The sequence below is a fragment of the Leucobacter sp. gxy201 genome (assembly GCF_051043335.1).
In the GTDB taxonomy this organism is placed as follows: Bacteria; Actinomycetota; Actinomycetes; order Actinomycetales; family Microbacteriaceae; genus Leucobacter.
The window spans coordinates 373267-389655 of the sequence record NZ_JAMXWS010000003.1 but is presented as its reverse complement, the minus strand read 5'-3'; the positions used below and the strand labels follow the sequence as shown (position 1 = coordinate 389655).

Annotated in this window: 15 protein-coding genes; all 15 read right to left on the bottom strand. The window is 70.3% G+C overall.

Annotation, left to right across the window (positions count from 1 at the left end; all coding sequences use genetic code 11):
* Positions 1-91: 91 nt before the first annotated feature.
* The 15 genes from dapC to NHL51_RS06855 all read right to left on the bottom strand — a co-directional run bounded on the left by dapC (position 92) and on the right by NHL51_RS06855 (position 16269).
* Positions 92-1198: a succinyldiaminopimelate transaminase gene (dapC, locus tag NHL51_RS06925; protein ID WP_434142684.1), complete on the bottom strand. Its 1107-nt coding sequence runs from the start codon at positions 1196-1198 to the stop codon at positions 92-94.
* A gap of 3 nt (positions 1199-1201) precedes the next feature.
* Entirely contained in the window at positions 1202-1522 is a 321-nt protein-coding gene (gene fdxA, locus NHL51_RS06920; protein ID WP_434142683.1) for a ferredoxin, read from the bottom strand.
* A gap of 145 nt (positions 1523-1667) precedes the next feature.
* The gene (locus NHL51_RS06915; RefSeq protein ID WP_434142682.1) at positions 1668-4271 is read right to left on the bottom strand and encodes a glycoside hydrolase family 65 protein; all 2604 of its coding nucleotides are present in this window, start codon (positions 4269-4271) and stop codon (positions 1668-1670) included.
* The gene (locus tag NHL51_RS06910) at positions 4268-4993 is read right to left on the bottom strand and encodes an HAD-IA family hydrolase (protein WP_434142681.1); all 726 of its coding nucleotides are present in this window, start codon (positions 4991-4993) and stop codon (positions 4268-4270) included. Before NHL51_RS06910 ends, NHL51_RS06915 begins: the two co-directional genes overlap by 4 nt.
* A gap of 29 nt (positions 4994-5022) precedes the next feature.
* The gene (locus tag NHL51_RS06905) at positions 5023-5637 is read right to left on the bottom strand and encodes a prepilin peptidase (protein ID WP_434142680.1); all 615 of its coding nucleotides are present in this window, start codon (positions 5635-5637) and stop codon (positions 5023-5025) included.
* Positions 5634-6536: an acetylglutamate kinase gene (argB, locus tag NHL51_RS06900; RefSeq protein ID WP_434142679.1), complete on the bottom strand. Its 903-nt coding sequence runs from the start codon at positions 6534-6536 to the stop codon at positions 5634-5636. The genes NHL51_RS06905 and argB overlap by 4 nt, the downstream gene beginning before the upstream one ends.
* A 96-nt stretch (positions 6537-6632) precedes the next feature.
* Positions 6633-7790, bottom strand: a complete 1158-nt coding sequence (gene argJ, locus NHL51_RS06895) for a bifunctional glutamate N-acetyltransferase/amino-acid acetyltransferase ArgJ (RefSeq protein ID WP_434142678.1) — start codon at positions 7788-7790, stop codon at positions 6633-6635.
* Positions 7791-7947: 157 nt separating this feature from the next.
* Entirely contained in the window at positions 7948-9021 is a 1074-nt protein-coding gene (gene argC / locus NHL51_RS06890) for an N-acetyl-gamma-glutamyl-phosphate reductase (RefSeq protein ID WP_434142676.1), read from the bottom strand.
* A 96-nt stretch (positions 9022-9117) separates the two neighbouring features.
* Positions 9118-9894: an enoyl-CoA hydratase-related protein gene (locus tag NHL51_RS06885; RefSeq protein ID WP_434142675.1), complete on the bottom strand. Its 777-nt coding sequence runs from the start codon at positions 9892-9894 to the stop codon at positions 9118-9120.
* 81 nt (positions 9895-9975) lie between these two features.
* A complete protein-coding gene (locus tag NHL51_RS06880; RefSeq protein WP_434142674.1) occupies positions 9976-10734 on the bottom strand; it encodes a GntR family transcriptional regulator in 759 nt (252 codons plus the stop codon).
* Between the two features lie 186 nt (positions 10735-10920).
* The gene (locus NHL51_RS06875; protein ID WP_434142673.1) at positions 10921-12108 is read right to left on the bottom strand and encodes a bifunctional 2-methylcitrate synthase/citrate synthase; all 1188 of its coding nucleotides are present in this window, start codon (positions 12106-12108) and stop codon (positions 10921-10923) included.
* A gap of 44 nt (positions 12109-12152) precedes the next feature.
* Positions 12153-13052, bottom strand: coding sequence for a methylisocitrate lyase (prpB, locus tag NHL51_RS06870; protein WP_434142672.1), 900 nt, complete (start codon positions 13050-13052; stop codon positions 12153-12155).
* Positions 13053-13054: 2 nt separating this feature from the next.
* Complete coding sequence (locus NHL51_RS06865; protein WP_434142671.1) at positions 13055-14578, bottom strand: MmgE/PrpD family protein; 1524 nt, start codon at positions 14576-14578, stop codon at positions 13055-13057.
* Positions 14575-15216: a GntR family transcriptional regulator gene (locus tag NHL51_RS06860; RefSeq protein ID WP_434142670.1), complete on the bottom strand. Its 642-nt coding sequence runs from the start codon at positions 15214-15216 to the stop codon at positions 14575-14577. The genes NHL51_RS06865 and NHL51_RS06860 overlap by 4 nt, the downstream gene beginning before the upstream one ends.
* A 132-nt stretch (positions 15217-15348) precedes the next feature.
* Positions 15349-16269 (bottom strand): VOC family protein, encoded by a 921-nt coding sequence (locus NHL51_RS06855; RefSeq protein ID WP_434142669.1) that lies wholly within the window; start codon positions 16267-16269, stop codon positions 15349-15351.
* Positions 16270-16389 lie beyond the last annotated feature (120 nt).

Sequence of the window (16389 nt, the reverse complement as noted above, 5' to 3'; positions counted from 1 at the left end):
GAACGAACACTCCGGTACGAACGAACACCCCGGGGAGGGTCCCCGGCGTGTGCTCTCGCCCCGCCGTGTTCGCTCACGCTGTGCGGGAGCGTCAGGGTGCGCTCTGCTCCAGGCGCCCGGCGGCCGCTGCGATGTCGGCGTCGCTCGCGGTGAGCGCCAGGCGCACATGCTGCGGCGAGTGGTCGCCGTAGAAGTGCCCGGGGCCCACCACGATGCCGATCTTCGCGAACTCCGCTACGCTCTCCCACGCATCGACGCCGCGCGTCGCCCAGAGATAGAGGCCCGCTTCGCTGCCGTCGACGCGGTAACCCGCGGCCTCGAGGGCCGGGAGCAGCACGTCGCGGCGGGCGCGGTAGCGGGCGCGCTGCTCGGCCACGTGCGCCTCGTCGCCGAGCGCGGCGATCATCGCGGCCTGAACGGGGGCGGGCTGCATGAGCCCGGCGTGCTTGCGCACCGTGAGCAGCGTGTCGATGAGCGAGGGATCGCCGCCCACGAACGCCGCGCGATAGCCGGCGAGGTTCGACTGCTTGCTCAGCGAGTAGACGCTCAGCACCCCGGTGTGGTCGTCACCGACGACTCTCGGATCGAGGATCGACGGGATCGGCGCGGCGTCCCACGGCGCATCCCAGCCGAACTCGGCGTAGCACTCGTCGCCTGCGATGACGGCTCCGAGTTCGCGCGCGCGTTCGACCGCCGCGCGCAGCGCTCCGACGTCCATGACCCGCCCGTCGGGGTTCGACGGCGAGTTCACCCATACGAGGCGGGTGTGCTCGGGCCATTCGGTCGGGTCGTCGGCGGCGACGGCGTCGGCTCCGACGAGCGCGGCCCCCATCGCATAGCTCGGGTAGGCGATGCGCGGGAACACGACCGCCTCGCCGGCGCCGAGTCCGAGCAGCAGCGGCATGAGCGCGACGAGCTCTTTCGAGCCGATCGTCGGCAGCACGGCGTTCGCGTCGAGCGCCACCCCGCGCCGCCGCGCGAACCATCCGGCGATCGCCTCGCGCAACGCGGGCTCTCCCGAGGTCGCGGGGTACGCGTGCGCGTCGGTCGCTGCGGCGAGCGCATCGCGCACCGCCTGCGGGCTCGGATCGATGGGCGAACCGATCGAGAGGTTCAGCGCCCCCTCGGGATGCTCTGCGGCGGTGGCCAGGTAGGGCGCCATCGCGTCCCACGGATAGTCGGGCAGCGGTGCGCGCACGGGTCAGCCTGCCTGGGGCGGCAGGGCCGCGATGATCGGGTGGTCGAAGTCGTACACGCCGACCTTCGCCGCTCCGCCCGGCGAACCGATCTCGTCGAAGAACTCGACGTTCGCCTTGTAGTAGTCGGCCCATTCCTCGGGCAGGTCGTCCTCGTAGTAGATCGCCTCGACGGGGCAGACGGGCTCGCAGGCGCCGCAGTCGACGCACTCGTCCGGGTGGATGTAGAGCGAGCGCTCACCCTCGTAGATGCAGTCGACCGGGCATTCGTCGACGCATGCGCGATCCTTCACGTCCACGCACGGCAGTGCGATCACATAGGTCACGAGGCCAGCCTTTCACTCGGGGTGGTCCCAGTCTACTCGCGGCGCTCCGACCGCAGCGCGACGACACGGGCCGAACGATCCCTGTCGCGGCCCGTCGCCCGAACCGCCCGCTGCCCGCGGCGCGCACGGGCGCCCGCGCCCGCGCTCAGAACTCCTCGCGGGTCGGGATGACCGTCGTCACGAACGGCACCCCGGGCGCGATGATCGGGGCCGTGCCCGTCTCGCCCTCGCGAGGCAGGATGCCGGCGGAGAGTCCGTGGAACTGCCCGAGGTCGGGGCCCTGGTCGATGAGCGGCACCTCGAGCGGCTCCCCCGGCCGCAGCACGAAGCCGCTCCCCCGCACCTCGAGCGGAACGGGGGCGGCGCCGTCGACGATCTCGAAGCGGATGCGCTCGCGCTCGAGCCGCACCGCGAAGCGCGATCCGCGCCACGTGAGCGAGAAGTCCATGGCGCCCCAGTGGGCCGGCATGCGGGGGTCGAATCGCAGCGTGCGCCCGGCGTCGCGCATCCCGGCGAAGCCCTGCACGAGCATCATCCAGACACCGCCGGCCGACGCGACGTGCACGCCGTCGGCCGAGTTCTGGTGCAGGTCGTCGAGATCGACGCGGAGGGCATGATCGAAGTAGCGGTAGGCGAGTTCGCGGTACCCGACCTCGGACGCGATGATCGACTGCACGACCGCCGACAGCGTCGAATCGCCGGTGGTGAGCGCGTCGTAGTACTCGAAGTCGCGCAGCTTCTGCTCGCGGGTGAACTCGTCGCTGGCGAGCAGCAGGGCGAGCACGACATCGGCCTGCTTGATCACCTGGAACCGGTAGATCACGAGCGGGTGGAAATGCAGCAGCAGCGGCTTCTGCTCGGGCGGCGTGGCCGCCAGGTCCCACACCTCGTGCTCGAGGAAGTGCTCGTCCTGCGGATGGATGCGCATGGTCTCCGAGTAGGGCACGTGCATGCCGTCGGCGATGCGTTCCCACTCGTCGACCTCGGCAGGGTCGAGGTCGAGCTGCTCGACGAGCCGTGCGGAGTAGTCGGGCGCTTCGGCGGCGATGCGGCGCACCACTTCGACGGCGAAGCGCAGGTTGAGGCGCGCCATGACGTTCGTGTAGAGGTTGTCGTTCACGACAGTGGTGTACTCGTCGGGGCCGGTCACGCCGTGGATGTGGAAGCGCCGCTCGCCGTTCGGCTCGTGCCGCCAGAACCCGAGGCTCGCCCAGAGCCGCGCGGTCTCGACAGGGATCGCGCTCGCCCCCGTCAGCATGAACTCCAGATCGCCCGTCGCCGCGACATAGCGGGCGAGGGCGTACGAGATGTCGGCGTTGATGTGGTACGCCGCCGTGCCCGCGGCGTAGTAGGCGCTCGCCTCCTCGCCGTTGATGGTGCGCCACGGGAAGAGCGCGCCGTCTTCGCTGAGCGTGCGGGCCCGCGCACGCGCCTGGTCGAGCATCGCCTCGCGCGAGCGCAGCGCATTGCGCGCCCACTGCGGCGAGGTGTACGACAGGAACGGCTGCACGTAGATCTCGGTGTCCCAGAAGTAGTGGCCGCTGTAGCCCGAGCCGGTCAGCCCCTTGGCGGAGATGCCGCGGCCGTCGGCGCGCGCCGACGCCTGGGCGAGCTGGAAGAGGTTCCACCGGATCGCCTGCTGCACGCCGGGGTCGGCGTCGACGCGGACATCGCTGCGCTCCCAGAAGTCGGCGAGGAACCGGCGCTGCTTCGCCCACCGCTCCTCCGCGGGCTCGGCGGCGGTCTTCTCGAGCGTGTGCACGCAGCGGTCGAGCATCTCGGGCAGGCCGGCCGTCGCCGAGGCGTGGTAGGCGAGCGTCTTCACGAGGCGCACGGTGCGTCCCCGGCGGGCGACGCCCTGGAAAGCGTGGCGCACGCGGTCGGGCGAGACCTCGACGCGGGCGCGCCAGGCTCCGGGCGACGATTCGTCGACGAGGGTGTCGGCCTCGGCGGTGTCGGCGACGCCGTCGAAGACGAGCGCCGCGCCGTCGACGCCCGGATCGAACTCGTGATCGACGCCGACGCCGAGCGCCATCTGCGAGTCGCGCACCCGATAGCTGAGCACGCTGCGGCGCTCATCGTGCAGCACGGGTCCGAGATCGAGCACCCGGTCGCCGAGCTGCTCGCTCTTGCGCGGGTCGGCCATGCCGCCCTCGTCGCCCGGCGTCTCACTCGTCACCCGTTTGAGATCCTGACGATTGATGATGAGGCTGCTGACGGTGAGATCGGCGTCGTCGTCGAGCACCGTCACGCGCATCTCGAGGGTCGCCATGTGCCGGTCGGTGAACGAGACCATGCGCCGCGTCTCGACGCGCACGCGCTTGCCCGTCGGCGTGAGCCACACGAGCGTGCGCGTGAGCGTGCCGTCGCGCAGGTCGAGCGCGCGGTGCACGTCGATGATGTCGGAGGTCTCGAGGTTCAATCGCTCGTCGTCGACGTAGATGCGGATCGTCTTCGCATCGGGGGCGTTGACGATCGTCTGCCCCTGCTCGGCGAAGCCGTACGCGTTCTCGGCGTGCTGAATGCGCCAGGTCTCGTGCAGCCCGTTGATGAAGGTGCCGTGGGCGCCGAGCGGCAGGCCCTCCTCATAGTTGCCGCGCAGGCCGAGATAGCCGTTGGCGAGCGCGAACAGCGTTTCATCCTGCCCCGCGAGCGCGGGGTCGACGCCGTGCACGACGAGCCGCCACGGGTCGGCCCCGAAGTCGCGCGAGAGCTCGCGCACGGGCGAGTCGAAGTGCTCGGGATTCATCGCACCAGCCTATCGAGATCGTCGACCACCGTCTCCGCACCGGCCGCCTGGAGCGCCGCACGCCCGGCGCCCCGGTCGACGCCGACCACGAGGCCGAAGCCGCCCACCCTGCCCGCCACGACGCCCGAGGCCGCGTCCTCGAACACGACGGCGCGCGTCGGGGCGGTGCCGAGCAGCTCGGCCGCCCGCTCGAAGGTGTCGGGGGCCGGTTTGCCCCGCAGCCCCTCCCGCGCGGCCACCACTCCGTCGACGACGGCGAGGAATCGGTCGCGCAGCCCGGACGCCCGCAGCACGGGCTCGGCATTGCGCGAGCTCGACACGACCGCGCACGCGGCCCCCGCCTCGCGCAGGGCGTCGAGCAGGCGCAGCGATCCGGGATACGGCTCGATGCCGTCGCGCTCGAGGACTTCGGTGAAGGTGCGGTTCTTGAGGTTGCCGATGCCGATCACCGAGTCGAGCCCCTCTTCGCCCGGGGCGCCCATCGGCAGGAGGATCCCCCGGGCCTCCAGCAGCGCGACGACGCCCTCGAACCTCGGGCGGCCGTCGAGCGCGAGGTAGTACTCCTCTTGCCGGTACGGCGGCAGACTTCGGCTGCGGAAGAACGCATCGAACGTCTCCGCCCAGGCGCGCATGTGCAGATCGACCGTCGGGGTGATCACCCCGTCGAGGTCGAAGAGGAAGGCGTCGAAGCCCGCGAGTTCCGGTCCGAGTGCTGCAGTCACCGTTCCAGGCTAGCCTCGGCGCGGTGCGTTCAGAAGAGGCGAGCGGCGAGCGGTCCGATCGCGATCGCGATCCAGGCGCCGGCGAACAGGCACGGTGCGAATGGGATGCCGACCGGTTCGGCCGGTGCGGGAGGCGCGTCCGATGGCGCGGTTCCGGGTGCCTCCGCTGCACGCGTCGAGCGTCGTCGTCTCAGCGCGGCACCGCGCATCGCGCTCCAGATCGCGGCGCACAGGGCTGCGATGAGCACCGCCCCGAGCACCGCCCAGAGCCCGCCCATCAGACCGAGCGTCCCGCCGATGAGCGGCGCGATCTTCACGTCGCCGCCGCCGATGCCGCCGGGCGCGACTCGCCACAGCAGGGCGAAGAGGCCGAGGAGCAGCAGCGCTCCGAGCGCCAGCATGAGGAGCCCCTGCCAGGCGCGCAGCCCGCCCGAGCGCCCCGCTGCCAGAAGAGTCGGCAGCATCACGAGTTCCGCGGCCGCGAGCAGCCCGAGAGTGACGACGGTCGTGCCGAGCACGAGCCGGTTCGGCAGGCGCTGCGTCGCAAGGTCGACGACGCTCAGCCAGACCGTGCTCACGAGGAAGGCGACCGCGCCCGCACCCCAGAGCACCGTCGAGACGGCGGCGCCCAGGGCCGGGTTCACGGCGTGACTTCCGTGCCGATCCCGTGTTCGGTGAAGATCTCGAGCAGCACCGAATGGGCCTCGCGCCCGTCGATGATCGCGGCCTTCGGCACCCCGCCCTGCACGGCGTCGAGGCAGGCGCGCATCTTCGGGATCATGCCCGATTCGAGCGCGGGCAGCATCGCTTCGAGCTCGTCGGCCGAGATCGACGACACGAGCGAGTCGGTGTCGGGCCAGTTCGCGTAGAGCCCGGCGACATCGGTCAGGATGACGAGCTTCTCGGCCCCGAGCGCCGTCGCGAGCGCCGACGCCGCCGCATCGGCGTTCACGTTGAGCGAGTCGCCGGGGCGGTCGATGTCGGGGGCGATCGATGACACGACAGGGATCAGCCCCGCCTCGAGCAGCGCGTGGACGGGCCCGGGCCGTACGTCGACCACGTCGCCGACGAGCCCGAGGTCTACGGTCTCGCCGTCGACCTCGAACGGCGGGCGGCGGCGGCCCACGAAGAGGCCGGCGTCCTCGCCCGTCGTGCCGGCCGCGAGCGGACCGTGCGCGTTGATCTCGTCGATGAGTTCGGGGTTCACCTTGCCGGTGAGCACCATGCGCACGACCTCCATCGTCTCCGGGGTGGTGACGCGGTAGCCTCCCTTGAACTCGCTCTCGATGCCCAGGCGCTCGAGCATCCGGTTGATCTGCGGGCCGCCGCCGTGCACGACGACCGGCATGATGCCGGTGTGGCGCAGGTAGACGACGTCCTCCGCGAAAGCCCGCAGCAGCGCGTCGTCGACCATCGCGTTGCCGCCGAACTTGATCACCATGATCTTGCCGCGGAACTTCTTCAGCCACGGCAGCGACTCGATGAGCACGCCCGCCTTCGCGGCTGCCTGCTTCCGATCGAGTGCGGTGGTCGTACTGGTCATCTCGGCTCCTTGAACATGGGTGCAGCGCGGGCTTCGGTGCTGCGCGCCGGGCACGTCGCACCTCCGTGCGATCGACGGGCCCCGGCCGCGGCGCCGTCAGCTCGAATAGGCGCTGTTCTCGTGGACGTAGTCGTGGGTGAGGTCGTTGGTGCGAATGGTCGCGGCGTACTCGCCCGCGAACAGGTCGATCTCGACATGCGTGCGGCGCGGCGCGAGGTCGCACTCATCGACGGGGCGGTCGGGGGCGCCGGCATGGCACAGGCGCACGCCGTTGAAGCTCACGTCGATGGCGTAGGGGTCGAAAGCCGCGCTCGTGGTGCCGATCGCGGCGAGCACGCGGCCCCAGTTCGGGTCGTTGCCGAAGATCGCGGCCTTGAAGAGGTTGTTGCGGGCGACCGAACGACCGACCTCCACTGCGTCGGCGGCGCTCGCGGCACCGCGCACTTCGATGTCGATATCGTGGCTCGCGCCCTCGGCGTCGCCCTGCAGCTGGCCGGCGAGGCTGTCGCACACCGCGACGAGCGCCTCGGCGAACTCGTCCTCGCCCGGAGCGATCCCCGATGCGCCGCTCGAGAGCAGCGTCACCTGGTCGTTCGTCGACATGCAGCCGTCGCTGTCGAGCCGGTCGAAGCTCACCGCGGTCGCGCGGCGCAGCGCGCGGTCGAGCACCGCTGCTTCGACGACGGCATCGGTCGTGATGACGACGAGCATGGTGGCGAGACCCGGGGCGAGCATGCCCGCGCCCTTCGCCATCGCGCCGATCGACCAGCCGTCGCCCGTGTGCACGGCGGTCTTCTCGACGGAGTCGGTGGTGAGGATCGCGGCGGGCGCGGTCGTGTCGTCGTCGGCCAGCGCCGCTGCGAGCGCGGGCACGTTGGTCACGATCTTGTCGCGGAAGGTCTGATCGCCGGTGCCGATGAGGCCGGTGGAGCAGACGAGGATGCGCGATGCGTCGGCTTCGTCGAGCGCTGCGGCGACGGCTTCGGCGGTCAACCGGGTGGTCTCGTAGCCGAAGTCGCCGGTGAAGCAGTTCGCCCCGCCCGAGTTCAGGATGACCGCGCGCGCCGCGCCGTTCTGCGCGACCTTCCGGCTCCAGATGATGGGGTTCGCCTGCGCGCGATTGCTCGTGAACACGACGGCGCTCGACGGGGCGGGGCCGTCGTTGACGACGAGGGCGAGGTCGGGTCTGCCGGTCGACTTCAGGCCGACGGCGAGGCCCGCGGAACGGAACCCCTTCGGTGCGGTGACGCTCATGCTTGCAGTTCCTCCGTCGTGGTCATGGTTCTGGGGGCAATCCTGCCGAGGGGCGAGAAACTCCGCTGCTCGCGACGATTCAGCCCGGTTTCTCGCCCTTCGGCGGTGCCCCTGGGGCATCGGCAGGGATCGGCAGCAGTCAGCCGGGTCGCGCGGCTCACGGCGCGACTCCGTCGATCGGCAGCCCCGTGGGTTCGGGGAGGCCGAGCGCGATGTTCGCCGATTGGATCGCGGCCCCGGCGGTGCCCTTCGCGAGGTTGTCGAGCGCCGCGACGACGACGACGCGGCCGGCCGCTTCGTCGACGGCGAGCCCGATGAGGCAGGTGTTCGCGCCGAGCGCATCGGCCGTGCGCGGGAACGACCCTTCGGGCAGCAGGTGCACGAACGGCTCGTCGGCGTAGGCGGTCTCCCAGGCGGCGCGCACCTCTGCCGCGGTCGTGCCGGGCGCGATGCGCGCCGTCGAGGTGGCGAGGATGCCGCGGCTCATCGGCACGAGCACCGGGGTGAAGCTGATGCTCGGTTCGTGCGCGGCGCCGGCACCGCGCAGCGCCTGCTTGATCTCGGGGATGTGGCGGTGCGAACCGCCGACGGCGTAGGGGTTGGCGGTGCCCATGAGTTCGGCGCCGAGCAGGTGCGTCTTCGCGGCTTTGCCGGCGCCCGACGGGCCGACGGCGAGCACGGAGACGATATCGCCCGCTTCGATGACGCCCGCGGCGATGCCGGGGGCCAGCGACATCGAGACGGTCGAGGCGTTGCAGCCGGGAGCCGCGATGCGGGTCGCACCGACGAGGTGCTCGCGCTGCCGGCGGTGCACCACGGCGCCGTCTGGGGCGCGCTCGGCGACGATGAGCTCGGGCACGCCGTAGCTCCAGGCCTCGTAGTAGTCGCCGCCGTAGAACTGCGCCCAGTCGTCGGCGCTCGTGAGGCGGTGGTCGGCGCCGCAGTCGACGACGAGCCGCACGTCGTTCAGCTGCGCGGTGAGTTCGCCCGAAGCCCCGTGGGGCAGCGCGAAGAAGACGATATCGTGGCCGTCGAGCACCGCGGGGTCGGTGGGCTGCAGCACGAGGTGGGCCAGTGATCGCAGATGCGGCTGAGACTCCGCGAGCGGGCGCCCGGCGGAGGAGTGCCCCGTGACCGTACGGATCTCGAATTCGGGGTGCTGCGCGAGCAGGCGCAGCAGCTCTCCCCCGGCGTATCCGCTCGCTCCAGCGACCGCAACCGAATAGCTCATCGACGCTCCTTCACTCACCCGGCTCCCGCGAGCCCGCACGCTCCCTATTCTGGCACTTCCCACGACACCCGGTCGGCGGTCGGCCCAGCGGTGCGCTCAGCGGTGGGTGAAGTCGGCTGCGCGCTTCTCGGCGAAGGCCGCCATCCCCTCCTTCTGGTCGGCGGTCGCGAAGGCCGCCGCGAACGCCTGGCGTTCGAATCGCAGGCCTTCCGCGAGCGGCATCTCCTGCGCGGCCTGCAGCGCATCCTTCGCCGCGTACACGGCGACGAGCGACTTCGACGCGATCGCCTGTGCGGTCTTCGCCGCCTCCGCGAGCAGCTCGGCGGCCGGCACGACGCGCGAGACGAGCCCGCTGCGCTCCGCTTCCTCGGCCCCCATCTGGCGGCCGGTCAGCACCATCTCGGCGGCCTTGTACTTGCCGATGGCGCGCGGCAGACGCTGCGAGCCGCCGAACCCGGGCAGGATGCCGAGATTGATCTCGGGCTGGCCGAACTTGGCGGTGTCGGCGGCGATGATGATGTCGCACATCATGGCGAGCTCGCAGCCGCCGCCGAGCGCGTAGCCGGCGACCGCGGCGATGACGGGCGTGCGCATGCGCTCGAACCCGCCCCAGCTCGGGAACGGGCCGCCGAGCAGCATGTCGGAGTAGCCGGCGTCGGCCATCTCCTTGATGTCGGCTCCGGCGGCGAATGCCTTCTCCGACCCGGTGATGACGATGGCTCCGACTCCCGGGTCGGCGTCGAAGCCGAGCGCCGCATCGATGAGTTCGCGCACGAGCGTCGAGTTCAGCGCGTTCAGCGCCTCCGGCCGATTGAGGGTGATGGTCGCGACGCGGCCGGCGGTCTCGGTCGAAATGGCGGTGTACTCGGTCATGCGCGCTCCTCGTTCGGGTGATCGTGCCGATGGGCTGAGCCCCACGCTACCGTCTTCGCCGATGCGGTCGCGACTGCGCGACTATTCGCGCCCGATGAAACGGCGCACCGTGCCTCCGCCCGCCGGCGAGCGCAGCACCATCTCGGTGCGATCGGCGCGGAAGCGCTCCTCGCTGTACTCGTAGATCTCGCCGTTCGACATGCGGGCGGCGCGCGTCACCTCGAGGATCGGCGTGCCGGCGCTCACCTGGAGCGGAGCGAGGTGCTCGCGCGCCGCCGGTCGAGCGCTGATCGTCTCCACGGCCTCGCCGCGCACCAGACCGTACTCGGTCTCGAGGAGTTCGACGAGCGACCCCTGGAGCGAACGGTTGAGCAGGTTCGGGAAGAGGTCTGCCCGCAGCCATGTCGTCTCGAGGCTCAGAGGCTGGTCTCCGACGAGCCTGATGCGGTCGACCTGCAGCAGCCAGATTCCCTCGCGCACCTCCATCAGCGCGGCGAGCCGCACATCGGCGACGATGGTCGCGGTTCCGAGCACGGTGGCGCCGACCGCGAGACCGTGCGGCTGCACGTACTCCGGGAGCGCGGTCGGTCCGCCGAGATCGCGCATGACCTTGCTGCGGGCGAGGAAGACTCCGCCGTTGCGTCCGTTCGTGCGCAGCACGCGCTCCTGGTTCTCGAGCTGCTCGAGCGCTTTCCTGACCACCCAGCGGCTGACGCCGTACCGTGCCGAGAGCTCCCGCTCGGCGCCGATCCGGTCGCCCGGGCCGAGTCCGTCGGCATTCGCCTGGTCCCAGATCGCCTCGGAGACCTCCACGGCCGTCATCGCTCGATCGAGTGGCACGGATAGCTGCTCCGAATTCACTGCCACTCTGCCATCCTCAACTCCCGGCCGCTGCGGCCGACCCCCTGTGCGACTGATTCTAGTCAGCCCGTGCCCCGATGCGCCCGGGCATCTTGCTCAGGGGCGCGCTGAAACGCCCGGCCGGATCGTTCCGGCCGGGCGTTTCGCCGCGGTGCGACGACCCGGTCAGGCCTGCTCGGGCTCGCGGTTCGCGGCGTCGATCGCCGCGGCATCGGCGACATAGCCGTCGATGTGGCGCTCGTCGACCCCGTTGTACGCCGAAAGCGGGCGGATCAGCGCGTTCGAGGCGGCCTGCTCCATGATGTGCGCCGTCCAGCCGGTGATGCGCGACGCGATGAACAGCGGCGTGAACGTCAGCGTGTCGAAACCGATGAGGTTGTAGGCCGGGCCCGACGGGTAGTCAAGATTCGGGTAGATGCCCTTGCGCGAGACGAACTCGCTCTCGAGCTTCGTGTAGAGCTCGGCGACGTCCTGACGGCCGTAGTGCTCGATGAGCGTGTCGAGCGCGGCCTTCATCGTCGGCACGCGCGAATCGCCCTTCTTGTAGACGCGGTGGCCGAAGCCCATGATCTTGCGCTTCTCGGCGAGCGCCTGGTCGAGCCACGCCTCCACCCGGTCCGCCGAGCCGATCTCGCTCATGATGTGCAGCACGGCCTCGTTCGCGCCGCCGTGCAGCGGTCCCTTGAGCGCGCCGATCGCGCCGGTCACCGCCGAATAGAGGTCGGACATCGTCGAGGTGATCACGCGAGCGGTGAACGTCGAAGCGTTGAACGAGTGCTCGGCGTAGAGGATCATCGAGCGGTTGAACGCGTCGACCACGACTTCTTCGGGATCCTCGCCGAAGGTCATCCAGAGGAAGTTTGCCGAGTAGTCGAGGTCGTCGCGCGGCTCCACGACGTCGAGGGCGCGGCGGCGGCGCTGGCCGTACGCGACGATGCTCGGCAGCGCGGCGTAGAGCCGCACGCTGCGGGCCAGGTTCTCCTCCGGGCTGCCCGAGGCATCGAGCACCGATCCCGAGCCCGTGGCGTCGGAGGCGCCGATGACGCTGACCGCCGTGCGCACCTCGTCCATCGGATGGGCGTCGAGCGGCAGCAGATCGATCGCGGCCTTCACGTTGTCGGCGAGCACGCGGTGGCTGCGCTCCTCGCGGCGCAGCCCGGCGAGCTGCTCCGCGGTCGGCAGCTCGCCGTTCCACAGCAGGTAGGCCACCGCCTCGAACGGCTGTGTCGCGGCCAGCTCCTGGACCGGGTAGCCCCGGTACAGCAGGCTGTTCGATTCGGGGTTGACCTTCGAGATCGCGGTGTAGTCGACGACGACCCCCGCGAGGCCCTTCTTGATCTCGGTCTCAGTCATGTTCTGACTCCTTGTTTGGCGACTGGGAAATTCGGCGCGGACCGCTAGCGGTCCACGGAGAAGTTGAAGACGCTGGTGTCGAAGTGGTTGTAGTCCTGGTAGTCGATGAGGTCGTACAGGTCGGCGCGATGCTGCATCTCATCGAGCTTCGAGGTCAGGTGCCCCTCCTCGTTCAGGGTGTCGAGCGCGCGGCCCGTCGCCCCCATCGAGATGCGCAGCATCGAGACCGGCCAGATGACGATGTTCATGCCGACATCGGCGAGCTGCTGCGCCGAGAACAGTTCGCTCTTGCCGAACTCGGTGATGTTGGCGAGCAGCGGCACGTCGACGGCCTTCCGCATCGCCTCGAACTCCTCGAGCGAGCGCATCGCCTCGGGGAAGATCGCGTCGGCGCCGGCGTCGACCAGGGCTTTCGCCCGGTCGACCGCGGCGTCGAGCCCTTCGGCGGCGCGGATGTCGGTGCGCGCCATGATGAGGAAGTTCTCGTCGCGGCGGGCATCGACGGCGGCGCGAATGCGCTTGATCGCCGTGCTCTCGTCGACGGTCGCCTTGCCGTCGAGGTGGCCGCAGCGCTTCGGGTTGACCTGGTCTTCGATGTGGCAGCCGGCGATGCCGGCGTTCTCGAGGGTCTGAATGGTGCGCGCCACGTTCATCGGCTCGCCGAAACCGGTGTCGGCGTCGATGATTGCGGGGAGCTCGGTCATGCGGGCGATCTGCTCGCCGCGGGTCGCGATCTCGGTGAGCGTGGTCAGACCGATGTCGGGCAGGCCCAGGTCGGCGGCGAGCACGGCGCCCGAGATGTAGACGCCTTCGAAGCCCTTGCGTTCGATGAGCTTCGCCGAGAGCGGGTTGAAGGCCCCGGGGAAGCGCAGGAGTTCGCCGCTCGCGAGCCGCTCGCGGAACAGCCTGCGCTTCTCGGCCGGGTTCGTCTTGCTGTACAGCATGATCAGAACAGGCCCTTCGGTGCCGCCGCGAGGTCGAGCAGGCCCGGCTTCGCGATGATGTTGAGCTCGCGCACCTCGTCGGCCGTGAGCTCGGGCAGGCGCTGCACGAGCTCGAGGAAGCGCTCGATCTCGGCGGGCTCGAGCACGGGATCGGCGAGCAGACGGAACTTGGCGATGTACTGCTCGCGGGCGAAGGGGCGCGCGCCGAGCGGGTGCGCGTCTGCGACGGCGATCTCGTCGACGAGCCGGGTGCCGTCGGCGAGCTCGATCTCGACGCGGCCGCCGAACGACTTCTCGTCCGGGTCCTCCGAGTGGTAGCGGCGGGTCCACTCCGCGTCTTCTGCGGTCGTGATCTTGTGCCACAGCTCGACGGTGTCGGGGCGGGCGGCGCGCTCGGGTGCGTACGAGTCGACGTGGTGCCAGCCGCCGTCCTGCAGCGCGACGGCGAAGATGTACGGGATCGAATGGTCGAGCGTCTCGCGCGAGGCCTGCGGGTCGTACTTCTGCGGGTCGTTCGCGCCCGAGCCGATCACGTAGTGCGTGTGGTGGCTCGTATGCAGCACGATCGCCGTGATGTTCGCCGGGTCCGCGAGCTCGGGGCGCTCGCCGTGGAGCTTGCGCGCGAGATCGATCCAGGCCTGCGCCTGGTACTCGGCCGAGTGCTCCTTGGTGTAGCTGTCGAGAATGGCGCGCTTGGCCTCGCCGGGCGCGGGCAGCGGCACCTCGTACGATGCGTCGGGGCCGTCGAGCATCCAGGCGATGACGCCGTCTTCGCCCTCGTAGATCGGCGACGGCGAGGTCTGGCCGCGCATGGCGCGATCGACGGCCTCGACGGCCATCTTGCCCGCGAAGGCGGGGGCGTGCGCCTTCCAGGTCGAGATCTCGCCCTTGCGGCTCTGGCGGGTGGCGGTGGTGGTGTGGAGCCCCTGGGCGACGGCCTGGTAGATGGTTTCGGTGTCGAGACCGAGCAGGGTGCCGATGCCGGCGGCGGCCGACGGACCGATGTGGGCGACGTGGTCGATCTTGTGCTTGTGCAGGCAGATCGAGCGCACGAGGTCCATCTGGATCTCGTAGCCGGTCGCGATGCCGCGCACGAGCGCGCGGCCGTCGGCTCCGACGTGCTGGGCGACGGCGAGGATCGGCGGGATATTGTCGCCGGGGTGCGAGTACTCGGCCGCGAGGAAGGTGTCGTGGTAGTCGAGCTCGCGCACGGCGACGCCGTTCGCCCAGGCGGCCCATTCGGGGCTGCTCTGCTCAGCGGCGAGACCGAAGATCGACGACCCCTGGCCGCCGGTCGAGACGGGGTGCGAGAGCGCCTGCGCGCGCGCCGCGATGATCGGGCCGCGGTTCAGCGATGCCGCTGCGACCGAGGCGTTATCGATGATGCGGTTGATGATCATGTCGACGACGTCGGCCTCGACCTCTACCGCATCGGTCGCGACCTCGGCGATCTTCCAGGCGAGCTGGTCTTCGCGTGCCAGGTTCTCTTCGCTCTTGTAGACGCGAACGTGGTGGTTGACGGTCATTGCTGTCCTTCCTTCACTGAGGTGAGAATCGCGGTGAGCGCATGATGCAGGTGCAGATGCGTCGCATGTGCCGCGAGTTCGGTATCGCCGGCCGCGATGGCCTCGGCGATGAGTTCGTGCTCGGCGACCGAGGCGCGCAGACGTTCTGCGTTGTCCCGGGCCAGCCGTCGTGCCCTGACGAGGTGGGTGCGGATGGTGCGCAGCGCCTGCGTGAGGTACGGGTTGCCCACTGCCGCATCGACGGCGGCATCGAAGCGCGAGATGAGCGCGTAGTAGTCGTCGGCGGCGACCTCGCCCGCTTCGGGGTGGGCGGCGCGGAAAGCTGCGGCGAGTTCGAGGAAGACCGCGCGGTCGCCGCGCTTCGCTGCCAGGCGGGCGACGGCCTCCTCGAGCACGCGACGGGTCTCGAAGAGATCGCGGATGACGTCGGTGTCGAAGCCCGACACGACCGTGACGCGCGGCGACTGCTGCAGCACGAGTCCGTCGGCTTCGAGACGGCCGATCGCCTCGCGCATGGGAGTACGGCTCACGCCCAGGCGCTCGGCCTGCTCCGACTCGGCGATGACGGCCCCGGGCACCAGCGCGCCGCTCTGGATCTCCTCCAGCAGCGTGGCGTAGGCTCGATCGCTCGCTCGCATGGTGCACCTCCCTCGGACACCCTTAGCGTATACATAAAAGGGAGGCTTCTCAACACTTTTGGCGTGAATCAGGAAATTGCGTACACAAAAGCCGATCAGTGGGAGCCGACGCGGGAGTGCTCCGCGCCAGGATCACAGCTCGTCGATGACGATCTTCTTCATCCGCATGAGCCTGTCGTAGGCGCCGGGCCGCTCGAGGAGCCGGTCCAGGTGCGCGGGCACGATCTGCCAGCTCACCCCGAAGCGATCCTGCGCCCAGCCGCACTGCTCGGCGCGCGGCTCCGACGAGAGCGCCTCCCAGAGCCGATCGATCTCGGCCTGGTCGTCGCATGTCGCCTCGAGCGAGACGCCGCAGTCGAAGCCGAAGTCGACCCCCGAACCGTTGTCCGACGCCATGAACCACTGCTCGCCGATGCGGAACTCGCCGAATGCCAGAGCTTCGCCGCTCGCCTTGCCCGTGGGTTCGCCGTACGGCATGCGGTGGCCGATCTCGGAGCCGCCCGGGGTGCCCGCGAACAGCGCGACATAGGCGTCGGCCGCCTGCGCCGCGCTCCCCTGCGCCGCGCCGTCGAACATGAGCGCCGGGATGACGAAGGGGCGCGGGTCGCCGGCCGGGTCGGTCAGCATGAGCTGCCAGTTCACGCCGAATCGATCCTGCACCCAGCCGTAGCGCTTGCTGAACGGGTATTCGCCGAGCGGCATGAGCTCCTTGCCGCCCTCCGCGAGCTCGCGCCAGATGTTGCCGAGGCCGGCACGGGCCGCGGCCTCGTCACCGCCGAACATGAGCGGATCGAAGTTCAGCACGAACGACAGCGACGGCCCGGGGGTGAATTCGTCGCCGGCGTTGATGAGTACGAGGCGGTAGCCGTCGATGTCGACGCCCACCGTGAGCGGCTCGCCGGCGAGCGGTCGCTGGGAGTCGAGGAGCCCCGTCTCGGGATATCGCGATTCGATCCTCGACCGGGTGCTCGGCAGCACGGAGGCGTAGAACGCCCCGACCTCTTCGGCGTTCCCGTGACACCAGATGTGCGGTGTGATGCGCTGCTGCCCCATGATCGCTGCCCTTCGTCCGGCTCTCCCTCCAGAGTGGCACGGAATCGCCCGAAACGGCAGAGCCATCGCCGGCGCTCGGAGCGGCCGTTCAGGCAACGGGTCCGGCGCCGTCGCAGGTTC

What these genes read in the sequence shown, in the direction of transcription:
- NHL51_RS06915 (WP_434142682.1), bottom strand. Translation starts at nt 4,271, where the DNA reads ATGAATCCCGAGCACTTCGACTCGCCCGTGCGCGAGCTCTCGCGCGAC.
- NHL51_RS06885 (WP_434142675.1), bottom strand. Translation starts at nt 9,894, where the DNA reads ATGACCGAGTACACCGCCATTTCGACCGAGACCGCCGGCCGCGTCGCG.
- argJ (WP_434142678.1), bottom strand. Translation starts at nt 7,790, where the DNA reads ATGAGCGTCACCGCACCGAAGGGGTTCCGTTCCGCGGGCCTCGCCGTC.
- argC (WP_434142676.1), bottom strand. Translation starts at nt 9,021, where the DNA reads ATGAGCTATTCGGTTGCGGTCGCTGGAGCGAGCGGATACGCCGGGGGA.
- NHL51_RS06860 (WP_434142670.1), bottom strand. Translation starts at nt 15,216, where the DNA reads ATGCGAGCGAGCGATCGAGCCTACGCCACGCTGCTGGAGGAGATCCAG.
- NHL51_RS06865 (WP_434142671.1), bottom strand. Translation starts at nt 14,578, where the DNA reads ATGACCGTCAACCACCACGTTCGCGTCTACAAGAGCGAAGAGAACCTG.
- NHL51_RS06855 (WP_434142669.1), bottom strand. Translation starts at nt 16,269, where the DNA reads ATGGGGCAGCAGCGCATCACACCGCACATCTGGTGTCACGGGAACGCC.
- NHL51_RS06875 (WP_434142673.1), bottom strand. Translation starts at nt 12,108, where the DNA reads ATGACTGAGACCGAGATCAAGAAGGGCCTCGCGGGGGTCGTCGTCGAC.
- prpB (WP_434142672.1), bottom strand. Translation starts at nt 13,052, where the DNA reads ATGCTGTACAGCAAGACGAACCCGGCCGAGAAGCGCAGGCTGTTCCGC.
- argB (WP_434142679.1), bottom strand. Translation starts at nt 6,536, where the DNA reads ATGACCAGTACGACCACCGCACTCGATCGGAAGCAGGCAGCCGCGAAG.